Source organism: Burkholderia sp. BCC1996, from assembly GCF_905339955.1.
In the GTDB taxonomy this organism is placed as follows: domain Bacteria; phylum Pseudomonadota; class Gammaproteobacteria; order Burkholderiales; family Burkholderiaceae; genus Burkholderia.
The window spans coordinates 1-21,169 of record NZ_CAJPHM010000016.1; the positions used below are offsets into that span (position 1 = coordinate 1).

Here is a 21,169-nt window from a genome sequence, read left to right on the forward strand (position 1 = left end):
GCCATCAAGCGCCCACACTTATCGGCTGTTAATTTTTAAAGAGCATTTCTGCGAGAAACTTCGTGTTTCTCAGCAGCGCCGCGTTTTCAGCAGCGCCGCGTTTTCAGCAGCAGAGAAGCGAGATTATGAACCGTCTTTTTCAGTTCGTCAACAACTTTTTAACTGCTTCGTTGCGACGGCTGGGGTTCAACTTCCTGCACCGCCGAGGCTGCTACGACCAGCCCGACAGCACCGCTTCCCTTCTTCTCCCGCGCCGCGTTTCCGTTAGCGCGAAAGAGGCGTGATTCTAAGCACCCGCCCTCGTCTGCGCAACCCCTTTGTGAAAATATTTTGAAAAGCCCCCGTGCGCTGCCGCGCACGGGGGCTTGGGGTTCGTTGCACCAGGCGATCATGGCGGCGACCGACACCCGTCGCTCGCCAAGCTCCACCCGGCCGCCGGCGAATCAACGGTTCTTGAATACCGGTTTCCGCTTCTCGACGAATGCCGCCATCCCTTCCTTCTGATCTTCGGTCGCGAACAACGAATGGAACAGCCGACGCTCGAAATGGACGCCCTCGGCCAGCGTCGTCTCGTACGCACGGTTCACCGACTCCTTGACCATCATGACCGCCGGCAGCGAAAACTCGGCGATCGTCGTCGCAGCGGCAATCGCCTCGTCGAGCAGCTTGTCGGCAGGCAGCACACGCGACACCAGCCCGGCCCGCTCCGCCTCGGCTGCATCCATGAAACGTGCGGTCAGGCACATGTCCATGGCCTTCGCCTTCGAGACCGCGCGCGGCAGGCGCTGCGTACCGCCTGCGCCAGGCATCACGCCCAGCTTGATCTCGGGTTGACCGAACTTGGCCGTTTCCGCCGCGAAGATGATGTCGCACATCATCGCGAGTTCGCAGCCACCGCCGAGCGCGAAGCCCGCCACGGCAGCGATGATCGGCTTGCGGATCTCGCGGACGGTCTCCCAGTTACGGGTGATGTAGTCGCCGCGGTAAACATCCATATAGGAATAGGTCGCCATCATGCCGATGTCGGCCCCGGCCGCGAACGCCTTCTCGCTTCCCGTCACGACGATCGCGCCGATCTCGTCGTCCGCGTCGAACGCTTTCAGCGCGGCGCCCAGCTCATCCATCAGCGCATCATTCAGCGCATTCAGCGCCTTCGGACGGTTGAGCGTGACCAGCCCGACTCGCCCCCGGGTCTCCACCAGGATGTTCTCGTAAGACATCTATTTCTCCTCGATCAATGAAATGAGAAACGCCTCGCACATGCGAATAGTTTGATGCTACCATTCTCCGACCAACCGGTCGGTTAATTAATCGATCCAACCCTTCTCAACGTCCATCAGGCTGCCGTCATGACCCATGCACTGTTCACGAAGCACGAAGACACGCTGAAACACGCCCTCGCCGCCATCGAGAGCCGCGGGTACTGGAGCCCGTTCGCGGAAATGCCGAGTCCCAAAGTGTACGGGGAAAGCGCGAACGCCGATGGCGAAGCGGCGTTCAAGGCACACCTCGGCAACACGTTCGTGCTCGACCAGCCGGCGTCCGGCGGAACCGTCGGCGCGGAGCAGTCGCCGTACGGGGTCGCGCTGGGCATCCGCTACCCGAAATCGACGCCCGACGAACTGATTGCCGCAGCCGCCGCGGCCCAGCGTGCATGGCGCGAAGCCGGCCCGAGCGCCTGGATCGGCGTCAGCCTGGAAATCCTCGCGCGACTGAATCGCGCGAGCTTCGAGATTGCCTACAGCGTGATGCACACGACGGGCCAGGCGTTCATGATGGCGTTCCAGGCCGGCGGCCCGCACGCGCAGGATCGAGCACTCGAAGCGGTCGCCTATGCATGGGACGAGTTGCGGCGCATCCCCGCCGATGCGCACTGGGAGAAGCCGCAAGGCAAGAACCCGCCGCTCGCGATGCACAAGCGCTATACGATCGTCCCGCGCGGTACCGGCCTCGTGCTCGGCTGCTGCACGTTCCCGACCTGGAACGGCTATCCGGGCCTGTTCGCCGATCTGGCGACCGGCAACACGGTGATCGTCAAACCCCATCCGGGCGCGATCCTGCCGCTCGCGATCACGGTCCGCATCGCCCGCGACGTGCTGCGCGAAGCCGGCTTCGATCCGAACGTCGTCACGCTCCTCGCGACCGAGCCGAACGACGGCGCCCTCGTGCAGGACCTCGCGCTGCGTCCTGAAATCAAGCTGATCGACTTCACGGGCAGCACGCAAAACGGCACGTGGCTCGAACGCAATGCCCACCAGGCACAGGTGTATACCGAGAAGGCAGGCGTCAACCAGATCGTGATCGACTCGACCGACGACCTGAAGGCTGCAGCCAAGAACATCGCGTTCTCGCTGGCGCTGTACTCCGGCCAGATGTGCACGGCACCGCAGAACATCTATGTGCCGCGCGACGGCATCCGGACGGCAGACGGTCATGCGAGCTTCGACGAAGTCGCGCAGGCCATCGCCGTCTCCGTGCAGAAGCTGACCGGCGACCCGGCGCGCTCGGTCGAACTGATCGGCGCGATCCAGAACGACGGCGTGACCGCGCGCATCGACGACGCGCGCAAGCTCGGCCGCGTGCTCGCCGACAGCCAGACGCTCCAGCACCCGGCGTTCGCCGACGCTCGCGTGCGCACACCGCTCGTGCTGCAACTCGACGTGGCCGACCGCGCGAAGTTCACGCAGGAATGGTTCGGCCCGATCTCGTTCGTGATCGCGACCGACTCGACCGCGCAGTCGCTCGATCTCGCCGGCGAAATCGCCGCGGAACATGGCGCACTGACGCTGTCCGTCTACAGCACCGACGACCAGGTCCTCGACGCTGCGCACGATGCGGCGGTGCGTGGCGGCGTCGCGCTGTCGATCAACCTGACGGGCGGCGTGTTCGTCAACCAGTCGGCCGCGTTCTCCGACTTCCACGGCACCGGCGCGAACCCGGCCGCCAACGCGGCGCTGGCCGACCCGGCGTTCGTCGCCAACCGGTTCCGCGTGGTGCAAAGCCGCGTCCATGTTGCGCCGAAGGCAGTGCCCGCGGAAGCCGGCCAGACGGCATAACCCGAATGGCCGACGTGCAAACGCCGTCACGTTCTCTACCATGAACGAATCCGCCACCCGGCGGGTTCGTTGCACATCGACACACCCATGACCGACGCCTACATCTGCGACGCGATTCGCACCCCCATCGGCCGCTACGGCGGCGCCCTGAAAGACGTTCGTGCCGACGATCTCGGCGCGGTGCCGCTCAAGGCGCTGATCGAACGCAACCGTAACGTCGACTGGTCGGCCATCGACGACGTGATCTATGGCTGCGCGAACCAGGCCGGCGAGGACAACCGCAACGTCGCGCGCATGTCCGCGCTGCTCGCGGGCCTGCCGACCGCCGTGCCGGGCACGACGCTGAACCGGCTGTGCGGCTCGGGCATGGACGCCGTCGGCACCGCCGCGCGCGCGATCAAGGCGGGCGAGGCACGCTTGATGATCGCGGGCGGCGTCGAAAGCATGACGCGTGCGCCGTTCGTGATGGGCAAGGCCGCCAGCGCGTTCGCGCGCCAGGCCGCCATTTTCGACACGACGATCGGCTGGCGTTTCGTCAATCCGCTGATGAAACAGCAATACGGCGTCGATTCGATGCCGGAGACGGCCGAGAACGTCGCGGTCGACTACGACATCAGCCGCGCCGACCAGGACCTGTTCGCGCTGCGCAGCCAGCAGAAAGCCGCGCGCGCGCAACGGGACGGCACGCTCGCCGAGGAAATCGTCCCGGTGACGATTCCGCAGAAGAAAGGCGACACGCTCGTCGTATCCGTCGACGAGCATCCGCGCGAAACGTCGCTCGAAGCGCTCGCGAAGCTGAAGGGCGTCGTGCGCCCGGACGGCTCGGTGACGGCCGGCAACGCGTCGGGCGTCAACGACGGCGCATGCGCAGTGCTGCTCGCCAACGCGGAAGCCGCCGATCAATACGGGCTGCGCCGCCGTGCGCGCGTCGTCGGCATGGCGACCGCCGGCGTCGAGCCGCGCGTGATGGGCATCGGCCCGGCGCCGGCCACGCAGAAACTGTTGCGCCAGCTCGGGATGACGATCGATCAGTTCGACGTGATCGAGCTGAACGAGGCATTCGCGTCGCAGGGTCTCGCGGTGCTGCGCATGCTCGGCGTCGCCGACGACGATCCGCGCGTGAACCCGAACGGCGGCGCGATCGCGCTCGGCCACCCGCTCGGCGCATCGGGCGCCCGGCTCGTGACCACGGCACTTCATCAACTCGAGCGTACGGGCGGCCGCTTTGCGCTCTGTACGATGTGCATCGGCGTCGGCCAGGGCATCGCGATCGCCATCGAACGCGTGTAACCGACGCACCGCGCGCCTATAACGAAGTCATGAAGGAGACACTGCATGTCATATCAGGCGATCCAGCTGGATATCGATCAGGCTGCCCACGTGGCCACGATCACCCTCAACCGTCCGGACAAGCTGAACAGCTTCACACGGGCAATGCACCGCGAACTGCAGTCGGCACTCGATGAAGTAGAAACGGCCGGCGCGCGTGCGCTGATCCTGACGGGTGCGGGGCGCGGCTTCTGCGCAGGCCAGGACCTGGCCGACCTCGACTTCACGCCGGGCGCGTCCACCGACCTCGGCACGCTGATCGACGAGCATTTCAATCCGCTGATCCGCCGCCTGCAATGCATGCCGATTCCGGTGATCGCCGCCGTCAACGGCACCGCGGCCGGCGCTGGCGCAAATCTCGCGCTCGCCTGCGACATCGTGTTCGCCGCGCGCTCGAGCAGTTTCATCCAGGCCTTCGTCAAGATCGGGCTCGTGCCCGATTCGGGCGGCACATGGTTCCTGCCGCAACGCGTCGGCATGGCACGCGCGCTGGGGCTCGCCCTGACCGGCGACAAGCTCGGCGCCGAACAGGCCGAACAATGGGGCTTGATCTGGCGCGCGGTCGACGACGATGCGCTCGCCGCGTCGGCCCGTCAAGTTGCCAACCAGCTCGCGCAGCAACCGACGCTCGCGATCGCGTCGATCAAGCAGTCGATGCGCGACAGCGTCACGAATACGCTCGACCAGCAGCTCGACCTCGAGCGTGACCTGCAGCGCAAGCTCGGCCAGTCGTACGACTACGCGGAAGGCGTGAAGGCGTTCATCGAGAAGCGCGCGCCGCGGTTCGAGGGACGTTGACATGACCACCTCCACCGACACGATCGACCCCGATGCGCTCGCCCGTGCGGCGGCACGGGCCATGTACGACGCGGACGCCTGCAGCCGCGCGTTCGGCATGGAAATCGCCGAAGTGCGCGCCGGCTACGCACGCCTGCAGATGCGCGTACGGCCGGAATTCCTGAACGGGCACCAGACCTGCCACGGCGGCATCATCTTCACGCTCGCCGATTCGACGTTCGCGTTCGCGTGCAACTCGTACAACCTGAATACCGTTGCCGCGGGCTGCTCGATCGAATACCTGCGCCCCGTCTACGGCAACGACCTGCTGACGGCCGAGGCGATCGAGCAGACACGCAGCGGCCGGCATGGCGTCTACGACATCCGCGTCACGAACCAGACAGGCGAAACGGTCGCGATGTTTCGCGGCAAATCGGCCCAGATCAAGGGCACGGTCCTCCCGGAAGACCGCTGACGTCCACGGCTCGCTCATAACAATCACTGGAGACAGGCATGACTACCCCGCTACCGCTCGAGCCGATCGAGACCGCTTCACGCGACGAGCTGACCGCGTTACAGCTCGAACGCCTGAAATGGTCGCTCCGGCATGCGTATGAGCACTCCCCCGTCTATCGCCGCAAATTCGACGAAGCGGGCGTGCATCCCGACGACCTGAAGACACTCACGGATCTGTCGCGCTTCCCGTTCACGACCAAGAGCGACCTGCGCGACAGCTACCCGTTCGGCATGTTCGCGGTGCCTCAGGACCAGATCTCGCGCATTCACGCGTCGTCGGGCACGACCGGCAAGCCGACCGTCGTCGGCTATACGGCGCGCGACATCGATACGTGGGCGAATCTCGTCGCGCGCTCGATCCGCGCAGCCGGCGCGCGGCGCGGCGACAAGGTTCATGTCAGCTACGGCTACGGTTTGTTCACCGGCGGGCTCGGCGCACACTACGGCGCCGAACGCGCAGGGCTCACCGTAATCCCGTTCGGCGGCGGCCAGACCGAGAAGCAGGTGCAGCTGATCCAGGATTTCCGGCCCGACATCATCATGGTGACGCCGAGCTACATGCTGTCGATCGCCGACGAGATCGAGCGCCAGGGTCTCGATCCCGCGCAGAGTTCGCTGCGCATCGGCATCTTCGGCGCGGAACCGTGGACGAACGACATGCGCGTGGCCATCGAGCAGCGGATGGGCATCGACGCGGTCGACATCTACGGTCTGTCCGAAGTGATGGGCCCGGGCGTCGCGTCGGAATGCGTCGAGACCAAGGACGGCCCGACCATCTGGGAAGACTACTTCTATCCGGAAATCATCGACCCCGAGACCGGCGAAGTGCTGCCGGACGGCGAACTCGGCGAGCTGGTCTTCACGTCGCTGACGAAGGAAGCGCTGCCGATCATCCGCTACCGCACGCGCGACCTCACGCGCCTGCTGCCCGGCACCGCGCGCACGATGCGCCGGATGGAAAAGATCACCGGGCGCTCGGACGACATGATGATCGTGCGGGGTGTCAACGTCTTCCCGACGCAGATCGAGGAACAGCTGCTGAAGCAGCGCGCGCTGGCACCGCACTATCAGATCGTGCTGACGAAGGAAGGTCCGCTCGACGTGCTGACGCTCAACGTCGAGCCGTGTCCCGAAACGGCGCCCGACACGGCCGCGATCCACGCGGCCAGACAGGCGCTCGCACACGACATCAAGTCGCTGATCGGCGTGACGGCTGTCATCAACGTATTGCCCGTGAACGGAATCGAGCGCTCGGTCGGCAAGGCGCGACGCGTCATCGACAAGCGCAAGGGCTGATACCGGCTACGGCACGAGGGCGCTCCGGAACAGCGATCATGCGCGGCCCTCGAAAAAACAGCCCGACCGGCCAAAACCGGTCGGGCTGCCTCGTCTCGATGCGCCGGCTACACGTGCGTGCCGGCGTCACCGCGGATCACGAATTCGGGAACAGCAGCCACATCCGGCCGATCTGCTTCATCCGTCCGGCCTGGTCGCCGGCGTCGTCGCCGAGCCCCCAGAAATAGTCGGCCCGCACGCCGCCCTTGATCGCGGAACCCGTGTCCTGCGCGAACACGAGCCGGTTCATCGGCGTATTCGTCAGCGGACGCGTGGTCTGCAGGAACACCGGCGTGCCGAGCGGGATCGACGACGGATCGACCGCGATCGAACGCTCCGCCGTGAGCGGCACGCCGAGCGCACCGATCGGGCCGTCCGCGCCGCCGTGCGGTGCATCTTCCTTCGTCGGCATGTCGCGGAAGAACACGAATCGCGGATTCGTGTCGAGCAACGCATCCACGCGAGTCGGGTTCGCCTTCGCCCACGCCTTGATGCCCTGCATCGTCGCCTGGGCGGGCGTCAGCTCGCCGCGATCGAGCAGCCACTTGCCGATCGAGCGATACGGCTGGTTGTTGGTGCCGCCGAAACCCACCCGCATCACCGAACCGTCGTCGAGCAGCACGCGTCCCGAGCCCTGCACCTGCAGGAAGAACGCCTCGATCGGATCGTCGACCCACACGAGTTCGTTGCCGTTCAGGATGCCGGCGCGCTCGAGCTGCGCGCGAGCGGGCAGCGCGGCACCGGCGCGATAGCCGGCCGGCCAGCGGTACAGCGCGTACTGGTAAGGACCGCGACGCACGCGGGAGCCATGCAGCAGCGGCTCGTAATAGCCGGTCACGAGCCCGTCGAGCGTGCCGTCGGTGTTCGCCAGCTGAAACGGCGTGAAATACGTTTCGAAGAAGGTACGCGCGCTGCTGACGTCGAGTTCGTCGAGGCGATCGGCGGCCGCGCAGGCGCGCTGCCACGCCGGCTGCCGCGCAAGCCGCGCGCAGTTCTGCCGCAGCGCGGCCGTCGCGCCGATCAGCGAATCGTCCTGCCACCCCGGCACCTGTTGCCAGGCAACCGGCGTGAGCCGCTTCGCGGCGACCTGCCCCGGCACGATCGCCGCACCGGTCGGCGGCTTGAGCGTCGACGTGCGCGTCGGCGCGCCGCCGCACGCGGCAAGCAGCGCCGCCGTCGCGACCGCCGCAACCCAGCCGGCCGCCCGCGGCCCAAACCACATACAATGTCCGTTCTTGATGGAAACCGCCATGTCAGATTTTCTCGACCAATATCCGATGCTCATCTTCGCGCTCGAAGCCTTCGTAGCGCTTGCCCTGCTGATCTTCATCGTCGTGTGGACGTCGTCGGGCAGGAAGAAGCACGCCCGCGGCAACGACCGCCAGCCGCGCTGACCAGCGCCCGCACGCTCAATGCAGCGTGCGCGGCATGTGCAGCGCAAACTCGTCGACCGGCGCGTCGAACCGCTCGCCGTCCTCCGCCACGCAGAAGTACGCGCCGCGCATCGTGCCAACCGGCGTCGCGATCACGGCCCAGCTCGTGTATTCGAACTGTTCGCCCGGCTGCAGCAGCGGCTGGTGCCCGACGACGCCGAGCCCCTTCACTTCCTGCACGTGGTTTTCGCTGTCCGTGATGATCCAGTGACGCGCGATCAGCTGGGCTGCGACCTGCCCGGTATTCCGGATGGTCAGCGTGTACGCGAATGCATATTGACGTCGATCGGGGTCGGATTGTTCCGGCAAGAAGCTGGTTTTCACCGAAACGGTGAACTGATACTGACTCATGGTGTTTCCGCTGTAGGTAACCGCCGCGCCGACTCGAGCGGCAGGGCCGCGGGCGCGCCGCACTGGTTCGGCATTCTATGCGGAATCGGGCCGCATCCGCACGGCCCGTCGCCGCGCGCCGGGTCGCCGGACGGTAGAATGGCGGTTTTGCGCCGCAGCGTCCCCGCTCCCCTGTCATGACTCAATTCCGCATCGCTCCCAGCATCCTGTCGGCCGACTTTGCACGGCTCGGCGAAGAAGTCCGCAACGTGGTCGCCGCCGGCGCCGACTGGATTCACTTCGACGTGATGGACAACCATTATGTGCCGAACCTCACGATCGGCCCGCTCGTCTGCGAGGCGATCCGCCCGCACGTGCAGGTGCCGATCGACGTGCACCTGATGGTGCGCCCGGTCGACCGGATCGTGCCCGATTTCGCGAAAGCCGGCGCGAACCTGATCAGCTTCCACCCGGAAGGCTCGGACCACATCGATCGTACGCTGTCGCTGATCCGCGATCACGGCTGCAAGGCCGGCCTCGTGTTCAACCCGGCCACGCCGTTGAACTATCTCGACCACGTGATGGATCGCCTCGACTTCGTGCTGCTGATGTCGGTGAACCCGGGCTTCGGCGGCCAGTCGTTCATTCCGGAAACGCTGAACAAGCTGCGCGAAGCGCGCGCCCGCATCGACGCGTACACCGAGCGCACCGGCCGCGAGATCCTGCTCGAGGTCGACGGCGGCGTGAAGGCCGACAACATCGCGGAAATCGCGGCGGCCGGCGCGGACACCTTCGTCGCGGGTTCGGCGATCTTCGGCAAGCCCGACTACCGCACGGTGATCGACGAGATGCGTGCCGCGCTCGCCACCGTCGCGCGGGGCTGACGCCGTGGCCGATTCCTCGCTGGCCGGGGCCGCAGCCGACGGCGCGGTCCGTTTCGCGACGCCGCGCATCGACGCGGCATTGATCGACCTCGACGGCACGATGGTCGACACGGCCGACGATTTCACGGCCGGGCTGAACGGAATGCTCGCGCAGCTCGGCGCGCCGGCCACGTCGCGCGACGAGGTGATCGGCTACGTCGGCAAGGGCTCCGAGCATCTGATCCAGAGCGTGCTGAAGCCGCGCTTCACGCGCGACGAAGCGCACGCGCGCTTCGACGACGCGCTCGCGATCTACCAGACCGAGTACGCGAAGATCAACGGACGCCACACGCGCCTCTATCCGGACGTCGCAACCGGCCTCGATGCGTTGCGCACGGCCGGCATCCGGCTCGCATGCGTGACGAACAAGCCGCACCGCTTCGCGGTCGAGCTGCTCGAGCAATACGGGCTGATCGATCGCTTCGGCATCGTGCTCGGCGGCGACAGCGTCGCGCGCAAGAAGCCCGATCCGCTGCCGATGCTGACGGCGTGCGAAGCGCTCGGCGTCGCGCCGGACGCGGCGGTCGCGATCGGCGACTCGGAAAACGACGCGCTGGCGGGCCGCGCGGCCGGCATGGCGACGCTGACGGTGCCATACGGCTACAACCACGGCAAAGCTATACAAACGATAAATTCGGATGGTATAGTCGATTCGTTGCTGGTCGCGGCCCGCGCGATCACCGCGCACAACGCCGGCCGGCCAACCCTCTGATTATTTCTTCCATCCGCATGTTTCTGAATAAAAAACGGAGTCTGAGCAGCATCGACCGGGGAGCCTGGCCCTGGCGTCGCTGGTCGCGCTAACCTCTTCGATGAGGTACGCTGAGGCACGTCTTCAGCGCCGTTTTTTATCTCGCTGCGCAGCCGCGCGCCGATCGTCGCACCACCTCGAGTTCTACCGCGTCCGAACGCTTGCGTTCAGGACCGGCCGCAGGCTCGCGACGTTCACGCCCGGCGTGCCGGCCGGCAACAGGCACTTCTCGATCGACCGCCCTTTCGCCGACGGCAGCCCGCGCAGCGTCAAGTGATCCCTGGCGCACGCCGCCGCTCGTCCCGAACAGGACCGGAACATGACCGAACTCGAATTCCAATCGCTTGCGAACGAAGGCTACAACCGCATCCCGCTGATCGCGGAAGCGCTCGCCGACCTCGAAACGCCGCTGTCCCTCTACCTGAAGCTGGCCCAGCCTGAACGCGCGGGCGCCAACTCGTTCCTGCTCGAGTCGGTAGTCGGCGGCGAACGCTTCGGCCGCTATTCGTTCATCGGCCTGCCGGCCCGCACGCTGGTGCGCACCCGCAACGGCGTGTCCGAAGTGGTGCGCGACGGCCAGGTCGTCGAGACGCACGACGGCGACCCGTTCGAATTCATCGAGTCGTTCCAGGCGCGCTTCAAGGTGGCGCAGCGCCCGGGCCTGCCGCGCTTCTGCGGTGGCCTCGCCGGCTATTTCGGTTACGACGCGGTGCGCTACATCGAGAAGAAGCTCGCGAACACCGCGCCGCGCGACGATCTCGGCCTGCCCGACATCCAGTTGCTGCTCACCGAAGAAGTCGCGGTGATCGACAACCTCGCCGGCAAGCTCTATCTGATCATCTATGCGGACCCGGCCCAGCCGGAAGCCTATACGAAGGCCAAGCAGCGCCTGCGCGAGCTGAAGCAGCGCCTGCGCACGACCGTGCAGCCGCCCGTCACGTCGGCGAGTGTGCGCACCGAGACGTTCCGCGAGTTCAAGAAGGAAGACTATCTGGCCGCCGTGCGCCAGGCGAAGGAATACATCGCGGCCGGCGAACTGATGCAGATCCAGGTCGGCCAGCGTCTGACGAAGCCGTATCGCGACAATCCGCTGTCGCTGTATCGCGCGCTGCGTTCGCTGAATCCGTCGCCGTACATGTACTACTACAACTTCGGCGATTTCCACGTGGTCGGCGCATCGCCGGAAATCCTGGTGCGCCAGGAAAAGCGCGGTGAAGACCAGATCGTCACGATCCGTCCGCTCGCCGGCACGCGTCCGCGCGGCAACACGCCCGAGCGCGATGCGGAACTCGCGACCGAACTGCTGAACGATCCGAAGGAGATCGCCGAGCACGTGATGCTGATCGACCTCGCGCGCAACGACGTCGGCCGCATCGCGGAAATCGGCTCGGTGCAGGTGACCGACAAGATGGTGATCGAAAAGTACTCGCACGTGCAGCACATCGTCAGCTCGGTCGAAGGCAAGCTGAAGCCCGGCATGACGAACTACGACGTGCTGCGCGCGACGTTCCCGGCCGGCACGCTGTCCGGCGCGCCGAAGGTGCGCGCGATGGAACTGATCGACGAGCTCGAGCCGATCAAGCGCGGGCTGTACGGCGGCGCCGTCGGCTACCTGTCGTTCTCGGGCGAGATGGATCTCGCGATCGCGATCCGCACGGGCCTGATCCACAACGGCAACCTGTATGTGCAAGCGGCGGCCGGCGTCGTCGCGGACTCGGTGCCCGAATCCGAATGGCAAGAGACCGAGAACAAGGCGCGCGCGGTGCTGCGTGCGGCCGAACAGGTCCAGGACGGCCTCGATAGCGACTTCTGACCGGAGACTGACCATGCTGCTCATGATCGACAACTACGATTCGTTCACCTACAACCTGGTCCAGTACTTCGGCGAACTGGGCGAGGACGTGCACACCTATCGCAACGACGAAATCACGCTCGACGACATCGCGCGCCTGAACCCCGCCGCCATCTGCCTGTCGCCCGGCCCGAGCAATCCGCAGCACGCGGGCATCACGCTCGACGTGCTGCGCGAATTCGCGGGCAAGAAGCCGATCCTCGGCGTCTGCCTCGGCCACCAGGCGATCGGCGAAGCATTCGGCGGCCGCGTCGTGCGCGCGAAGACCATCATGCACGGCAAGGTGAGCCGGATCGAAACCGACTGCCGCGGCGTGTTCGCCGACCTGCCGAAGCATTTCGACGTCACGCGCTACCACTCGCTCGCGATCGAACGCGAATCGCTGCCCGACTGCCTCGAGGTGTCCGCGTGGACCGACGACGGCGAGATCATGGGCGTGCGCCACAAGACGCTGCCGGTCGAAGGCGTGCAGTTCCACCCGGAATCGATCCTCTCCGAGCACGGCCACGCGCTGCTCGAGAATTTCCTGAAGCAGAATCGCGCAGCGGCCCGCGCGGCCGCGCCGGCAGCCTGACGGGAGACGCACGATGACGATTACCCCGCAGGAAGCGCTGCAACGCACGATCGAGCACCGCGAGATCTTCCACGACGAAATGCTGCACTTGATGCGGCTCATCATGCGCGGCGACATGTCGCCCGTGATGGCGGCCGCGATCATCACCGGGCTGCGCGTGAAGAAGGAGACGATCGGCGAGATCGCCGCCGCCGCGACCGTGATGCGCGAATTCGCGAACCACGTCGAAGTGCAGGACAACTCGAACTTCGTCGACATCGTCGGCACGGGCGGCGACGGTGCGCACACGTTCAACATCTCGACCGCGTCGATGTTCATCACGGCGGCGGCCGGCGCGAAGGTCGCGAAGCACGGCAACCGCGGCGTGTCGAGCAAGTCCGGCAGCGCCGACGTGCTCGAGGCGCTCGGCGTGAACATCGACCTGCAGCCCGACCAGGTTGCCGCATCGATCGCCGAAACCGGCATGGGCTTCATGTTCGCGCCGAACCATCATCCGGCGATGAAGAACATCGCGGCCGTGCGCCGCGAGCTCGGCGTGCGGACGATCTTCAACATTCTCGGCCCGCTGACCAATCCGGCCGGCGCGCCGAACCAGCTGATGGGCGTGTTCCACCCCGACCTCGTCGGCATCCAGGTGCGCGTGATGCAGCGCCTCGGCGCGCAGCACGTGCTGGTCGTGTACGGCAAGGACGGGATGGATGAAGTATCGCTGGGCGCCGCGACGCTCGTCGGCGAATTGCGCGACGGCAAGGTGCACGAATACGAGATCCATCCGGAGGACTTCGGCCTGCAGATGGTGTCGAACCGCACGCTGAAGGTGGAAAATGCCGAGGAATCGCGCACGATGCTGCTCGGCGCGCTGGACAACCAGCCGGGTGTCGCACGCGAGATCGTCACGCTGAACGCGGGCACCGCGCTCTATGCAGCCAATATCGCCGAATCGATCGCCGACGGCATCCAGCTCGCCCGCGAAGCGATCGCGAGCGGCAAGGCACGCGCGAAGGTCGACGAACTCGTGCGCTTCACGCAGCAGTTCAAGCGCTGACTCCCTTTACGAATCAAGCAGGAACCCACATGAGCGACATTCTCGACCGAATCATCGCCGTCAAGCGCGAAGAAGTCGCGGCGGCCATGCGCAGCACGCCGCTCGAGGCACTGAAACTGGACGCATCGGCGCGCGACCTGCGCGACTTCGTCGGCGCACTGCGCGCGAAGCAGGCAGCGGGCCAGGCGGCGGTAATCGCCGAAGTGAAGAAGGCGAGCCCGTCGAAGGGCGTGCTGCGCGAGCATTTCGTGCCGGCCGACATCGCGCGCTCGTATGCGGCCCACGGCGCGGCGTGCCTGTCGGTGCTGACCGACGAGCAATTCTTCCAGGGCAGCGTCCGCTATCTCGAGGAAGCGCGTGCGGCGTGCACGCTGCCGGTGCTGCGCAAGGACTTCATCGTCGACGCGTACCAGATCCTCGAGGCGCGCGCGATGGGTGCCGACGCGATCCTGCTGATCGCGGCCGCGCTCGACACGCCGCTGATGCAGGACCTCGAGGCGTACGCGCACTCGCTCGGCCTCGCGGTGCTGGTCGAAGTTCACGACCGCGACGAGATGGAACAGGCGCTGACGCTGAAGACGCCGCTGCTCGGCATCAACAACCGCAACCTGCGCACGTTCGAGACGACGATCCAGACCACGCTCGACATGCTCGACATGATTCCGCCGGACCGCATGGTCGTGACCGAGTCGGGCATCCTGTCGCGCACCGACGTCGACACGATGCGCGCGGCGAACGTGAACGCGTTCCTCGTCGGCGAAGCGTTCATGCGCGCCGACCAGCCGGGCGAGGAACTGGCGCGGATGTTCTTCTGATGGCGATCGAAAAGGAAATCAAGCTCGCGCTGCCGGCCGGCCAGGCCGATGCGGCGCGGCGCTTTTTCGAGACGCTGACCGGCGAAACCGGTAACGTGATCGCGCTGGCGAACGTCTACTACGACACGCCCGACCTCGCGCTGGCGCGCTCGAAGAGCGCGGTGCGCGTGCGCCGCACGCCGCACGGCTGGCTGCAGACCTTCAAGACGGTCGGCAGCGCGGAAGCCGGCCTGCATCGCCGCCATGAATGGGAGTTGCCCGTCGCCGGCGATGCGCTCGAAATCGATGCGCTGGTCACCGCGTGCGACGTGCCGGAGGCTGCCGGCGCGCTGCGCGATGCGGCGCCCGCGCTGCACGCACTGTTCCGGACGGATTTTTCGCGTACGCTGTGGCGCATCGCAATCGGCGGCGCAACCGTCGAGGCCGCGGTGGACGTCGGCGAGATCGTCGTCCAGGCGGAACACGATACGCGCCGCGAACCGATCAGCGAAATCGAACTCGAACTGATCGACGGCCCGGAAGCGGCGCTCGCGACACTCGCCGCCGAACTGCAGCAAGCGCTGCCGGGCCTCGCCCCCGAAAACATCAGCAAGGCGCAACGCGGCTACCGGCTGCGCGCGCAATAAACCCGCATCACGCATGGCAACCCGCAAGACTCTCCGCACGCCGCAGCAGGCGTCGCTGTTCGATGATCCCGTGCCGGAAACGGCGCAGGACGATGTTTCCGCCCCGGCGCCTGCGCCGGCCGCAGCCGGGCGCAAGCCCGCAAAGAAGGCCGCGGCCGCCGCGCCGGTTTCCGCCGCGCCGCAGCCCGCTGCCGCCGACGCTCCCGGCACTCCCGCCGCCCCTGTTGTCGCGGATGTCCCGCACCTCGCCGCGCAATTCGACGCGCTGCCGGCCGTCTGGCGCGACGTGCTGAAACCCTTCACCGACAGCGACGCGTATGCGCCGCTGTGCCGCTTCGTCGACGACGAACGCGCGGCCGGCAAGACGGTCTACCCGACCGACGTGTTCCGCGCGCTGCGCCTGACGAGCCCGGACGACGTGAAGATCGTGATCCTCGGCCAGGACCCGTACCACGGCGACGACCGCGGCACGCCGCAGGCGCACGGCCTCGCGTTCTCGGTGCCGCCGGCCGTGCGCACGCCGCCGTCGCTGCGCAACATCTTCAAGGAGATCGCCGCGAATTTCGGCCACGACACGCCGCGTCACGGCTGCCTCGATACCTGGGCGCGCCAGGGCGTGCTGCTGCTCAACACCGTGCTGACGGTCGAGCGCGGTGCGGCCGCGAGCCACGCGAAGCGCGGCTGGGAGCAATGCACGGACACGCTGATCCACGAACTCGCCAACCGCCATCGCGGCCTCGTGTTCATGCTGTGGGGCGCGCATGCGCAGGCCAAGCGCGCGCTGTTCGATGCGAGCGCGCACTGCGTGCTCGAGGCGCCGCATCCATCGCCGCTGTCCGCTCACCGCGGTTTCCTCGGTTGCCGCCACTTCGCGCTCGCGAACGACTACCTGGCCGACGCGGGGCGCGAGCCGATCGACTGGCGCCTGCCGGAGGTGGCCGAAACGCTTGCGTAACCGCGTTGCGCATTTAGCGCTTCACGTTTCGCGTTCGTCCGCATCAAGCAAAAACGCCGCGTCCCTTTCGGGACGCGGCGTTTTTTTCATCCGTCGGACGCAGCGGGTGCGGCGCACCCGCGTCGGCCTCAGACGGCAGCGATCGCTTCGCGTGCGCTGGCGAGCGCGGCGCTCTGCGCATCCGGCCCGAGGTTCAGGCCTTCAGCGTGGATGAAGTTCACGTCGGTCAGGCCGATGAAGCCGAGGAACGAGCGCAGGTACGGCGTCTGGCTGTCGTTCGGCGTACCCAGGTACTTGCCGCCGCGGGCCGTCACCACGTGAACCTTCTTGCCCTTGATCAGGCCTTCCGGACCGTTCTCGGTGTAGCGGAACGTGACGCCTGCGCGGGCGATCCAGTCGAAATACGTCTTCAGTTGCGACGACACGCCGAAGTTGTACATCGGTGCGCCGATCACGACGATGTCGGCGGCTTGCAGTTCGGCGATCAGCGCATCGCTCTTCGCGACGATCGCATTCTGTTCCGCGCTGCGCTGGTCGGCCGGCGTGAAGAATGCGCCGAGCACCGATTCATCGAGGTGCGGCAGCGCGTCGGCCAGCAGGTCGCGAACCACGACCTTCGAACCGGGGTTCGATTGTTGCAGCTTTGCCGTCAGTTCGTTGGCCAGCAGCGTGGATTGCGCACCTTGCGAGCGCGCCGCGGAATTGATTTGCAGAATGGTCGTCATGTCAGGCTCCGGTTTGGTTGCGCTTCGGTAGCGCGAGTGACGCCATTGTGCGTGGCCGCATGGCCGCGAAAAAGCGGGTTCAGGGCGACGGATTGTTGCAGCAACAGAACAATCCATGATCGCGCCCCGAAACCCGCCCGTGCATGCTCAGCCCTTCAGCCAGGCTTCGCGGGCCTTCTGCGCGGCAGCCGGTTTCGCGGCGGCCGCGAGCCGGTAGCGCGCGATTTCCGGCCCGTCCAGTTTCAGTTTCGCGGTCCGCAGCTCGTCGCGGCGGAATGCGTGCACCTCGACCTTGTCGCCCGGCCGGTAACGCGCGAGCAGCATGTCGAGGTTCGTGCCGGTGACGCGCAGCCCGTCGAGCGCGATCAGCGTGTCGCCCGCCGACAGCCCCGCGCGATGCGCGCCGCCGCCTTCGTAGACCGCCGCCAGCGTGCAGTCCGCGCCGCCGCGCAGCCGCGCGCCGATGGTCGGCTTCGCGGTCGCACCCACTGCAACCTCCGGCGTGAGCGTCACGCCGAACGGCGCGAGCAGGTCGGCGAGCGGCAGGTCGCGCGTGCCGTGCACGGCGTCGGCGAACAGCCGGCCGAGCGCCACGCCCGTCGCTTCCTCGATCAGCGTCTCGACCTCGTTTTCCTCGACACCCGCCTGCTTGCCGCGATAGAACTCGCGGCCGTAGCGTTGCCACAGCAGACGCATCACGTCGTCGAGCGACTTGCGGTTGCGCGTCTGCGCGCGGATCGCGAGATCGAACGCAAGCGCGACGAGCGAACCCTTCGTGTAATAGCTGACGATCGCGTTGGTCGCGTTCTCGTCCTGACGGTAGTACTTGATCCACGCGTCGAACGAGCTGTCCGCGACGCTCTGCTTCAGGCGCCCCGTACCGCGCAGCACGCCGCCGACGGTACGGCCGAGCGCCGCGAAATATTCGTCCTGCGACATCAGCCCGCTGCGCACCAGCATCAGGTCGTCGTAATACGACGTGAAGCCTTCGAACAGCCACAGCAGCGACGTGTAGTTTTCGCGCGCGAGGTCGTACGGCACGAACGCGGCCGGTTTGATGCGCTTCACGTTCCACGTATGGAAATACTCGTGGCTGCAAAGGCCGAGGTACGTGCGATAGCCTTCCGTCGTTTCCGACCGGCCCTTCACCGGCAGGTCGGTGCGGTTGCAGATCAGCGCGGTCGACGCACGGTGCTCGAGGCCGCCGTAGCCGTCGCTGACCGCGAGCGTCATGAAAACGTAGCGGTCCATCGGCGCCTGTTTCGATTTCGGTTCGAACAGCGCGATCTGCGCTTCGCACACGCGCTTCAGGTCGGTGCGCAGCCGCTCCATGTCGAGCTGCGTCACGCGCCCGGCGATCACGATGTCGTGCGGCACACCGTGCGCGTCGAACGTCGCCAGCGCGAATTCGCCGATCGTCACCGGATGGTCGGCGAGCTCGTCGTAGTTCGCTGCGCGATACGCGCCGAACCCGTAGCGCCTGGTCCCGCGTGCCTCGGGTAACGACGTGCCGACGCGCCACGTGCGAAACGCCGGGCCCGCCGGTTTCGCGATGTCGACCTCGCATGGCGCATCCTCGCGGCCGGCGGCGCTCAGGAACACGGCCGTGGCGTTGAAGAAGCCGCCCGAGTCGTCGAGATACGCGGAGCGGACCGACAGGTCCCATGCGTACACGTCGTAGCGCAACGTCAGCGCGCCGTTCACCGGCGCGGCCTGCCACGTGTTCTTGTCGGTTTTCGCGATCCGCACCTTGCGGCCCGCGTCGTTGAACGCGGCGAGCGTCACGATGTTGCGCGCGAACTCGCGCACGAGGTAGCTGCCCGGAATCCATACCGGCAGCGAGAAGCGCTGGCCTTCGGGATCGGGATCGGTGACCGTCACCGTCACTTCGAACAGGTGCGCGGCAAGATCTTTCGGGGCAATCGAATAGCGGATCGGCTGGGTCATCGTGGCAATCGGTCGAAAATCGGACGGGAAATCAGACGGAATACGGCGGCGGAAACGAAGAGAGGCGCCGGCAGAGATCGCGGGCGCCCCTCGCTGGCCGGGCCGTGCGGCCCGGCGTGTCGCCGGTTACTTGCTCGACGCGAGCGCCTGGTTCAGCTGGTCGGCCGACACCGCGCCCGGCAGGCGGCGGCCGTCGGGCAGGAAGATCGTCGGCGTGCCGGTGACGTTCATCCCGCGGCCGAGCGCGAGGTTCTTGTCGAGCGCGGTCGTATCGCAGGCGCCGGCGCCGGTCGGCACGCGATGGTCGAGCATCCAGCCCTCCCAGGATTTCGCGCGGTCGGTCGCGCACCAGATCGCCTTCGACTTCGTGGTCGAATCGGGCGACAGCACCGGATACAGGAACGTGTAGACGGTCACGTTGTCGACCGACTGCAGCGTCGTCTCGAGGCGCTTGCAGTACGGGCAGTTCGGATCGGAGAACACCGCGATCTTGCGGGCGCCGTTGCCCTTGACGACCTTGATCGCGTTCGCGAGCGGCAGGCTCGCGAAGTCGATCTTGTTGAGGTCGGACAGGCGCGCGTCGGTCAGGTTCTTGTGCGTCTTGGTGTCGACGAGATCGCCGAGCAGCACGTAGTCGCCGGCTGCATCGCTATAGATGATCTGCGTGCCGAGGTTCACTTCGTACAGGCCCGCGACGGGCGACTTCGACACGCTCTTGATCGGCGCGTCGTTGCCGAGACGCGCTTGCAGCGTGGCTTTCAGCTTGTCGGTGGTCTGGTCGGCCTGCGCGGTACAGCCGAGCGTCGCCATCGTGACGGCCAGCGCCAGCGATGCGATGCGGATCGTTTTTTTCATCCTGTCGTTCCTTCAGCTCAATCGGAGTGCACGTCACAGTGTACGCCGTAACGGAACCGAGTCCGACAGGCCGAGGGCGCGAAGGTTCGCTCAGCCGAGCGCGGCCGACACGAGCCAGCGCTTCACGAGCGGTTGCGCGCCGACGAACGCCATGCCCGCGTTGCGGACCGCCTTCGCGAACGAGCCCGGAACCGCGAACAGCCGCTGCAGCCCGTCGGTCGCGACCATCAGTGCGCGGATGTCCTCGCGGCGCGAGCGCTCGTAGCGGCGCAGCAGCACCGTATCGCCGAGGTTGCGGAAGCTCTCCTTGTTCGCGATCGCATCGGCGAGTGCCGCGACGTCGCGCAGCCCGAGGTTCATCCCCTGCCCCGCAAGCGGATGGATCAGGTGCGCGGCATCGCCGACCAGCGCGACGCGCGGGGCGATCAGCTTGTCGACGGTCTGCAGCGCGAGCGGGAAGCCGGCCGCCGGCGTCACGCATTCGAGCGTGCCGACCTGGCCGTGCGACACGCGCTCGACTTCCGCCGCGAGCTGCGCGGGATCGAGCGCGAGCAGTTCGTCCGCATGCGCTGTGTGCGCGGACCACACGAGCGACACGTGACCGTCCGGCAGCGGCAGCAACGCAATGATCTCGCCTTCGTGAAACCACTGACAGGCCGTCTCGCGGTGCGGCAGCGACGCCTTGAAGTTCGCGACGACGCCCGTCTGCCGGTAATCGCGCCGCTCGACCCTGGCCCCCATTTGCGAACGCACCCACGAATGCGCGCCGTCCGCGCCGACCACGAGGTCCGCTTCGAGCACCTTGCCCGACGACAGCGTCAGCACGGCTGCGTCGTCGCGCACGTCGAAGCCCTGCGCGCGCGCGTCGAACCACGTGAGGTTCGGCTGGAACCGCAGCGCCGCGTCGAGCGACGTCTCGATCAGCGACGATTCGGCGATCCAGGCCAGTTGCGGCACGGAGGCCTGGTACGCGGAGAAATGCAGTTCCGCGTGCGCGTCGCCGTACACGCGCATGTCGTACACCGGCGCGAGCCGGCCATGGTCGAGCGCCTGCCAGACCCGCAGCCGCTCCAGCAATGCCTGCGAGCTGGACGACAGCGCGTAGATGCGGGTGTCGAACGCGAGATCGGCGGAGCGCGGCGTGGCCGGCTGGGCGAGCAAGGCGGTCTTGTAGCCGGACTGGGTCAGTGCGAGCGCGGCCGTCTTGCCGACGAGCCCGCCGCCGACCACGGCGACGTCGAAGGTGTGGTGGGCAGTCATGGCGGGCATTATAGCCGTGGGGCCAATCCCTTACGCGGCCGGACTTTGCGGGAAATCAGCAGAAT

General features: G+C 66.8%; 21 protein-coding genes. 14 read left to right on the forward strand and 7 right to left on the reverse strand.

The features are described from left to right. The first annotated feature begins 62 nt into the window (after nt 1-62). Nucleotides 63-284, forward strand: coding sequence for a hypothetical protein (locus U4Z64_RS22625; RefSeq protein ID WP_321821149.1), 222 nt, complete (start codon nt 63-65; stop codon nt 282-284). A gap of 159 nt (nt 285-443) precedes the next feature. On the opposite strand, the gene U4Z64_RS22630 is transcribed toward U4Z64_RS22625, so the two are convergent. Beyond that, nucleotides 444-1,220: an enoyl-CoA hydratase gene (locus U4Z64_RS22630; RefSeq protein ID WP_044845869.1), complete on the reverse strand. Its 777-nt coding sequence runs from the start codon at nt 1,218-1,220 to the stop codon at nt 444-446. A gap of 129 nt (nt 1,221-1,349) precedes the next feature. On the opposite strand from U4Z64_RS22630, the gene paaN reads away from it, so the two are divergent. From paaN to paaK, 5 genes are all read left to right on the forward strand, one after another. After that, complete coding sequence (gene paaN, locus U4Z64_RS22635) at nt 1,350-3,056, forward strand: phenylacetic acid degradation protein PaaN (protein WP_321821150.1); 1,707 nt, start codon at nt 1,350-1,352, stop codon at nt 3,054-3,056. Between the two features lie 87 nt (nt 3,057-3,143). Then, nucleotides 3,144-4,346, forward strand: coding sequence for a 3-oxoadipyl-CoA thiolase (pcaF, locus tag U4Z64_RS22640; RefSeq protein WP_321821151.1), 1,203 nt, complete (start codon nt 3,144-3,146; stop codon nt 4,344-4,346). Between the two features lie 45 nt (nt 4,347-4,391). Next, on the forward strand, nt 4,392-5,183 hold the full coding sequence (gene paaG / locus U4Z64_RS22645) for a 2-(1,2-epoxy-1,2-dihydrophenyl)acetyl-CoA isomerase PaaG (RefSeq protein WP_321821152.1): 792 nt from the start codon (nt 4,392-4,394) through the stop codon (nt 5,181-5,183). 1 nt (nt 5,184) lies between these two features. Then, nucleotides 5,185-5,637 carry a hydroxyphenylacetyl-CoA thioesterase PaaI gene (gene paaI, locus U4Z64_RS22650; protein ID WP_321821153.1) on the forward strand — a complete coding sequence of 151 codons (453 nt, stop codon included), beginning with the start codon at nt 5,185-5,187 and terminating at the stop codon, nt 5,635-5,637. Nucleotides 5,638-5,675: 38 nt separating this feature from the next. Continuing rightward, a complete protein-coding gene (gene paaK, locus U4Z64_RS22655; RefSeq protein WP_044845874.1) occupies nt 5,676-6,974 on the forward strand; it encodes a phenylacetate--CoA ligase PaaK in 1,299 nt (432 codons plus the stop codon). A 136-nt stretch (nt 6,975-7,110) separates the two neighbouring features. On the opposite strand, the gene U4Z64_RS22660 is transcribed toward paaK, so the two are convergent. Next, on the reverse strand, nt 7,111-8,343 hold the full coding sequence (locus U4Z64_RS22660; RefSeq protein ID WP_044845993.1) for a murein transglycosylase A: 1,233 nt from the start codon (nt 8,341-8,343) through the stop codon (nt 7,111-7,113). A 79-nt stretch (nt 8,344-8,422) separates the two neighbouring features. Further along, nucleotides 8,423-8,797, reverse strand: a complete 375-nt coding sequence (apaG, locus tag U4Z64_RS22670; protein ID WP_044845994.1) for a Co2+/Mg2+ efflux protein ApaG — start codon at nt 8,795-8,797, stop codon at nt 8,423-8,425. 176 nt (nt 8,798-8,973) lie between these two features. On the opposite strand from apaG, the gene rpe reads away from it, so the two are divergent. From rpe to U4Z64_RS22710, 8 genes are all read left to right on the forward strand, one after another. Next, the gene (gene rpe / locus U4Z64_RS22675) at nt 8,974-9,660 is read left to right on the forward strand and encodes a ribulose-phosphate 3-epimerase (protein ID WP_321821154.1); all 687 of its coding nucleotides are present in this window, start codon (nt 8,974-8,976) and stop codon (nt 9,658-9,660) included. Nucleotides 9,661-9,664: 4 nt separating this feature from the next. Further along, nucleotides 9,665-10,411: a phosphoglycolate phosphatase gene (locus U4Z64_RS22680; protein WP_321821155.1), complete on the forward strand. Its 747-nt coding sequence runs from the start codon at nt 9,665-9,667 to the stop codon at nt 10,409-10,411. 358 nt (nt 10,412-10,769) lie between these two features. Beyond that, nucleotides 10,770-12,263, forward strand: coding sequence for an anthranilate synthase component I (gene trpE, locus U4Z64_RS22685; RefSeq protein ID WP_059449739.1), 1,494 nt, complete (start codon nt 10,770-10,772; stop codon nt 12,261-12,263). Nucleotides 12,264-12,276: 13 nt separating this feature from the next. Then, nucleotides 12,277-12,876 (forward strand): aminodeoxychorismate/anthranilate synthase component II, encoded by a 600-nt coding sequence (locus U4Z64_RS22690; RefSeq protein WP_044845877.1) that lies wholly within the window; start codon nt 12,277-12,279, stop codon nt 12,874-12,876. Between the two features lie 13 nt (nt 12,877-12,889). Next, nucleotides 12,890-13,921 carry an anthranilate phosphoribosyltransferase gene (trpD, locus tag U4Z64_RS22695; RefSeq protein WP_039318793.1) on the forward strand — a complete coding sequence of 344 codons (1,032 nt, stop codon included), beginning with the start codon at nt 12,890-12,892 and terminating at the stop codon, nt 13,919-13,921. A 29-nt stretch (nt 13,922-13,950) separates the two neighbouring features. Next, nucleotides 13,951-14,736 carry an indole-3-glycerol phosphate synthase TrpC gene (gene trpC, locus U4Z64_RS22700; RefSeq protein ID WP_044845878.1) on the forward strand — a complete coding sequence of 262 codons (786 nt, stop codon included), beginning with the start codon at nt 13,951-13,953 and terminating at the stop codon, nt 14,734-14,736. Further along, nucleotides 14,736-15,362, forward strand: coding sequence for a CYTH domain-containing protein (locus tag U4Z64_RS22705; RefSeq protein WP_044845879.1), 627 nt, complete (start codon nt 14,736-14,738; stop codon nt 15,360-15,362). The genes trpC and U4Z64_RS22705 overlap by 1 nt, the downstream gene beginning before the upstream one ends. A 13-nt stretch (nt 15,363-15,375) precedes the next feature. Beyond that, nucleotides 15,376-16,317 carry a uracil-DNA glycosylase gene (locus U4Z64_RS22710; RefSeq protein WP_321821156.1) on the forward strand — a complete coding sequence of 314 codons (942 nt, stop codon included), beginning with the start codon at nt 15,376-15,378 and terminating at the stop codon, nt 16,315-16,317. Nucleotides 16,318-16,445: 128 nt separating this feature from the next. Here U4Z64_RS22710 and U4Z64_RS22715 read toward each other — a convergent pair whose 3' ends face one another. The 4 genes from U4Z64_RS22715 to U4Z64_RS22730 all read right to left on the reverse strand — a co-directional run bounded on the left by U4Z64_RS22715 (nt 16,446) and on the right by U4Z64_RS22730 (nt 21,113). Then, nucleotides 16,446-17,042 (reverse strand): FMN-dependent NADH-azoreductase, encoded by a 597-nt coding sequence (locus U4Z64_RS22715; protein WP_124487907.1) that lies wholly within the window; start codon nt 17,040-17,042, stop codon nt 16,446-16,448. A gap of 147 nt (nt 17,043-17,189) precedes the next feature. Next, nucleotides 17,190-18,989 (reverse strand): PDZ domain-containing protein, encoded by a 1,800-nt coding sequence (locus U4Z64_RS22720; protein ID WP_321821157.1) that lies wholly within the window; start codon nt 18,987-18,989, stop codon nt 17,190-17,192. Nucleotides 18,990-19,115: 126 nt separating this feature from the next. Then, the gene (locus U4Z64_RS22725; RefSeq protein WP_044845883.1) at nt 19,116-19,844 is read right to left on the reverse strand and encodes a DsbC family protein; all 729 of its coding nucleotides are present in this window, start codon (nt 19,842-19,844) and stop codon (nt 19,116-19,118) included. Nucleotides 19,845-19,934: 90 nt separating this feature from the next. Further along, nucleotides 19,935-21,113: a UbiH/UbiF family hydroxylase gene (locus tag U4Z64_RS22730; protein WP_321821158.1), complete on the reverse strand. Its 1,179-nt coding sequence runs from the start codon at nt 21,111-21,113 to the stop codon at nt 19,935-19,937. Between the last annotated feature and the right edge of the window lie 56 nt (nt 21,114-21,169).

Coding starts and splice junctions, on each gene's coding strand:
- U4Z64_RS22720 (WP_321821157.1), bottom strand. CDS start 18,989: ATGACCCAGCCGATCCGCTATTCGATTGCCCCGAAAGATCTTGCCGCG.
- apaG (WP_044845994.1), bottom strand. CDS start 8,797: ATGAGTCAGTATCAGTTCACCGTTTCGGTGAAAACCAGCTTCTTGCCG.
- paaG (WP_321821152.1), top strand. CDS start 4,392: ATGTCATATCAGGCGATCCAGCTGGATATCGATCAGGCTGCCCACGTG.
- U4Z64_RS22705 (WP_044845879.1), top strand. CDS start 14,736: ATGGCGATCGAAAAGGAAATCAAGCTCGCGCTGCCGGCCGGCCAGGCC.
- U4Z64_RS22715 (WP_124487907.1), bottom strand. CDS start 17,042: ATGACGACCATTCTGCAAATCAATTCCGCGGCGCGCTCGCAAGGTGCG.
- trpC (WP_044845878.1), top strand. CDS start 13,951: ATGAGCGACATTCTCGACCGAATCATCGCCGTCAAGCGCGAAGAAGTC.
- U4Z64_RS22690 (WP_044845877.1), top strand. CDS start 12,277: ATGCTGCTCATGATCGACAACTACGATTCGTTCACCTACAACCTGGTC.
- paaK (WP_044845874.1), top strand. CDS start 5,676: ATGACTACCCCGCTACCGCTCGAGCCGATCGAGACCGCTTCACGCGAC.
- pcaF (WP_321821151.1), top strand. CDS start 3,144: ATGACCGACGCCTACATCTGCGACGCGATTCGCACCCCCATCGGCCGC.
- paaN (WP_321821150.1), top strand. CDS start 1,350: ATGACCCATGCACTGTTCACGAAGCACGAAGACACGCTGAAACACGCC.
- U4Z64_RS22730 (WP_321821158.1), bottom strand. CDS start 21,113: ATGCCCGCCATGACTGCCCACCACACCTTCGACGTCGCCGTGGTCGGC.
- U4Z64_RS22660 (WP_044845993.1), bottom strand. CDS start 8,343: ATGAAGATCAGCAGGGCAAGCGCTACGAAGGCTTCGAGCGCGAAGATG.
- rpe (WP_321821154.1), top strand. CDS start 8,974: ATGACTCAATTCCGCATCGCTCCCAGCATCCTGTCGGCCGACTTTGCA.
- U4Z64_RS22725 (WP_044845883.1), bottom strand. CDS start 19,844: ATGAAAAAAACGATCCGCATCGCATCGCTGGCGCTGGCCGTCACGATG.
- U4Z64_RS22630 (WP_044845869.1), bottom strand. CDS start 1,220: ATGTCTTACGAGAACATCCTGGTGGAGACCCGGGGGCGAGTCGGGCTG.
- trpE (WP_059449739.1), top strand. CDS start 10,770: ATGACCGAACTCGAATTCCAATCGCTTGCGAACGAAGGCTACAACCGC.
- U4Z64_RS22710 (WP_321821156.1), top strand. CDS start 15,376: ATGGCAACCCGCAAGACTCTCCGCACGCCGCAGCAGGCGTCGCTGTTC.
- trpD (WP_039318793.1), top strand. CDS start 12,890: ATGACGATTACCCCGCAGGAAGCGCTGCAACGCACGATCGAGCACCGC.
- paaI (WP_321821153.1), top strand. CDS start 5,185: ATGACCACCTCCACCGACACGATCGACCCCGATGCGCTCGCCCGTGCG.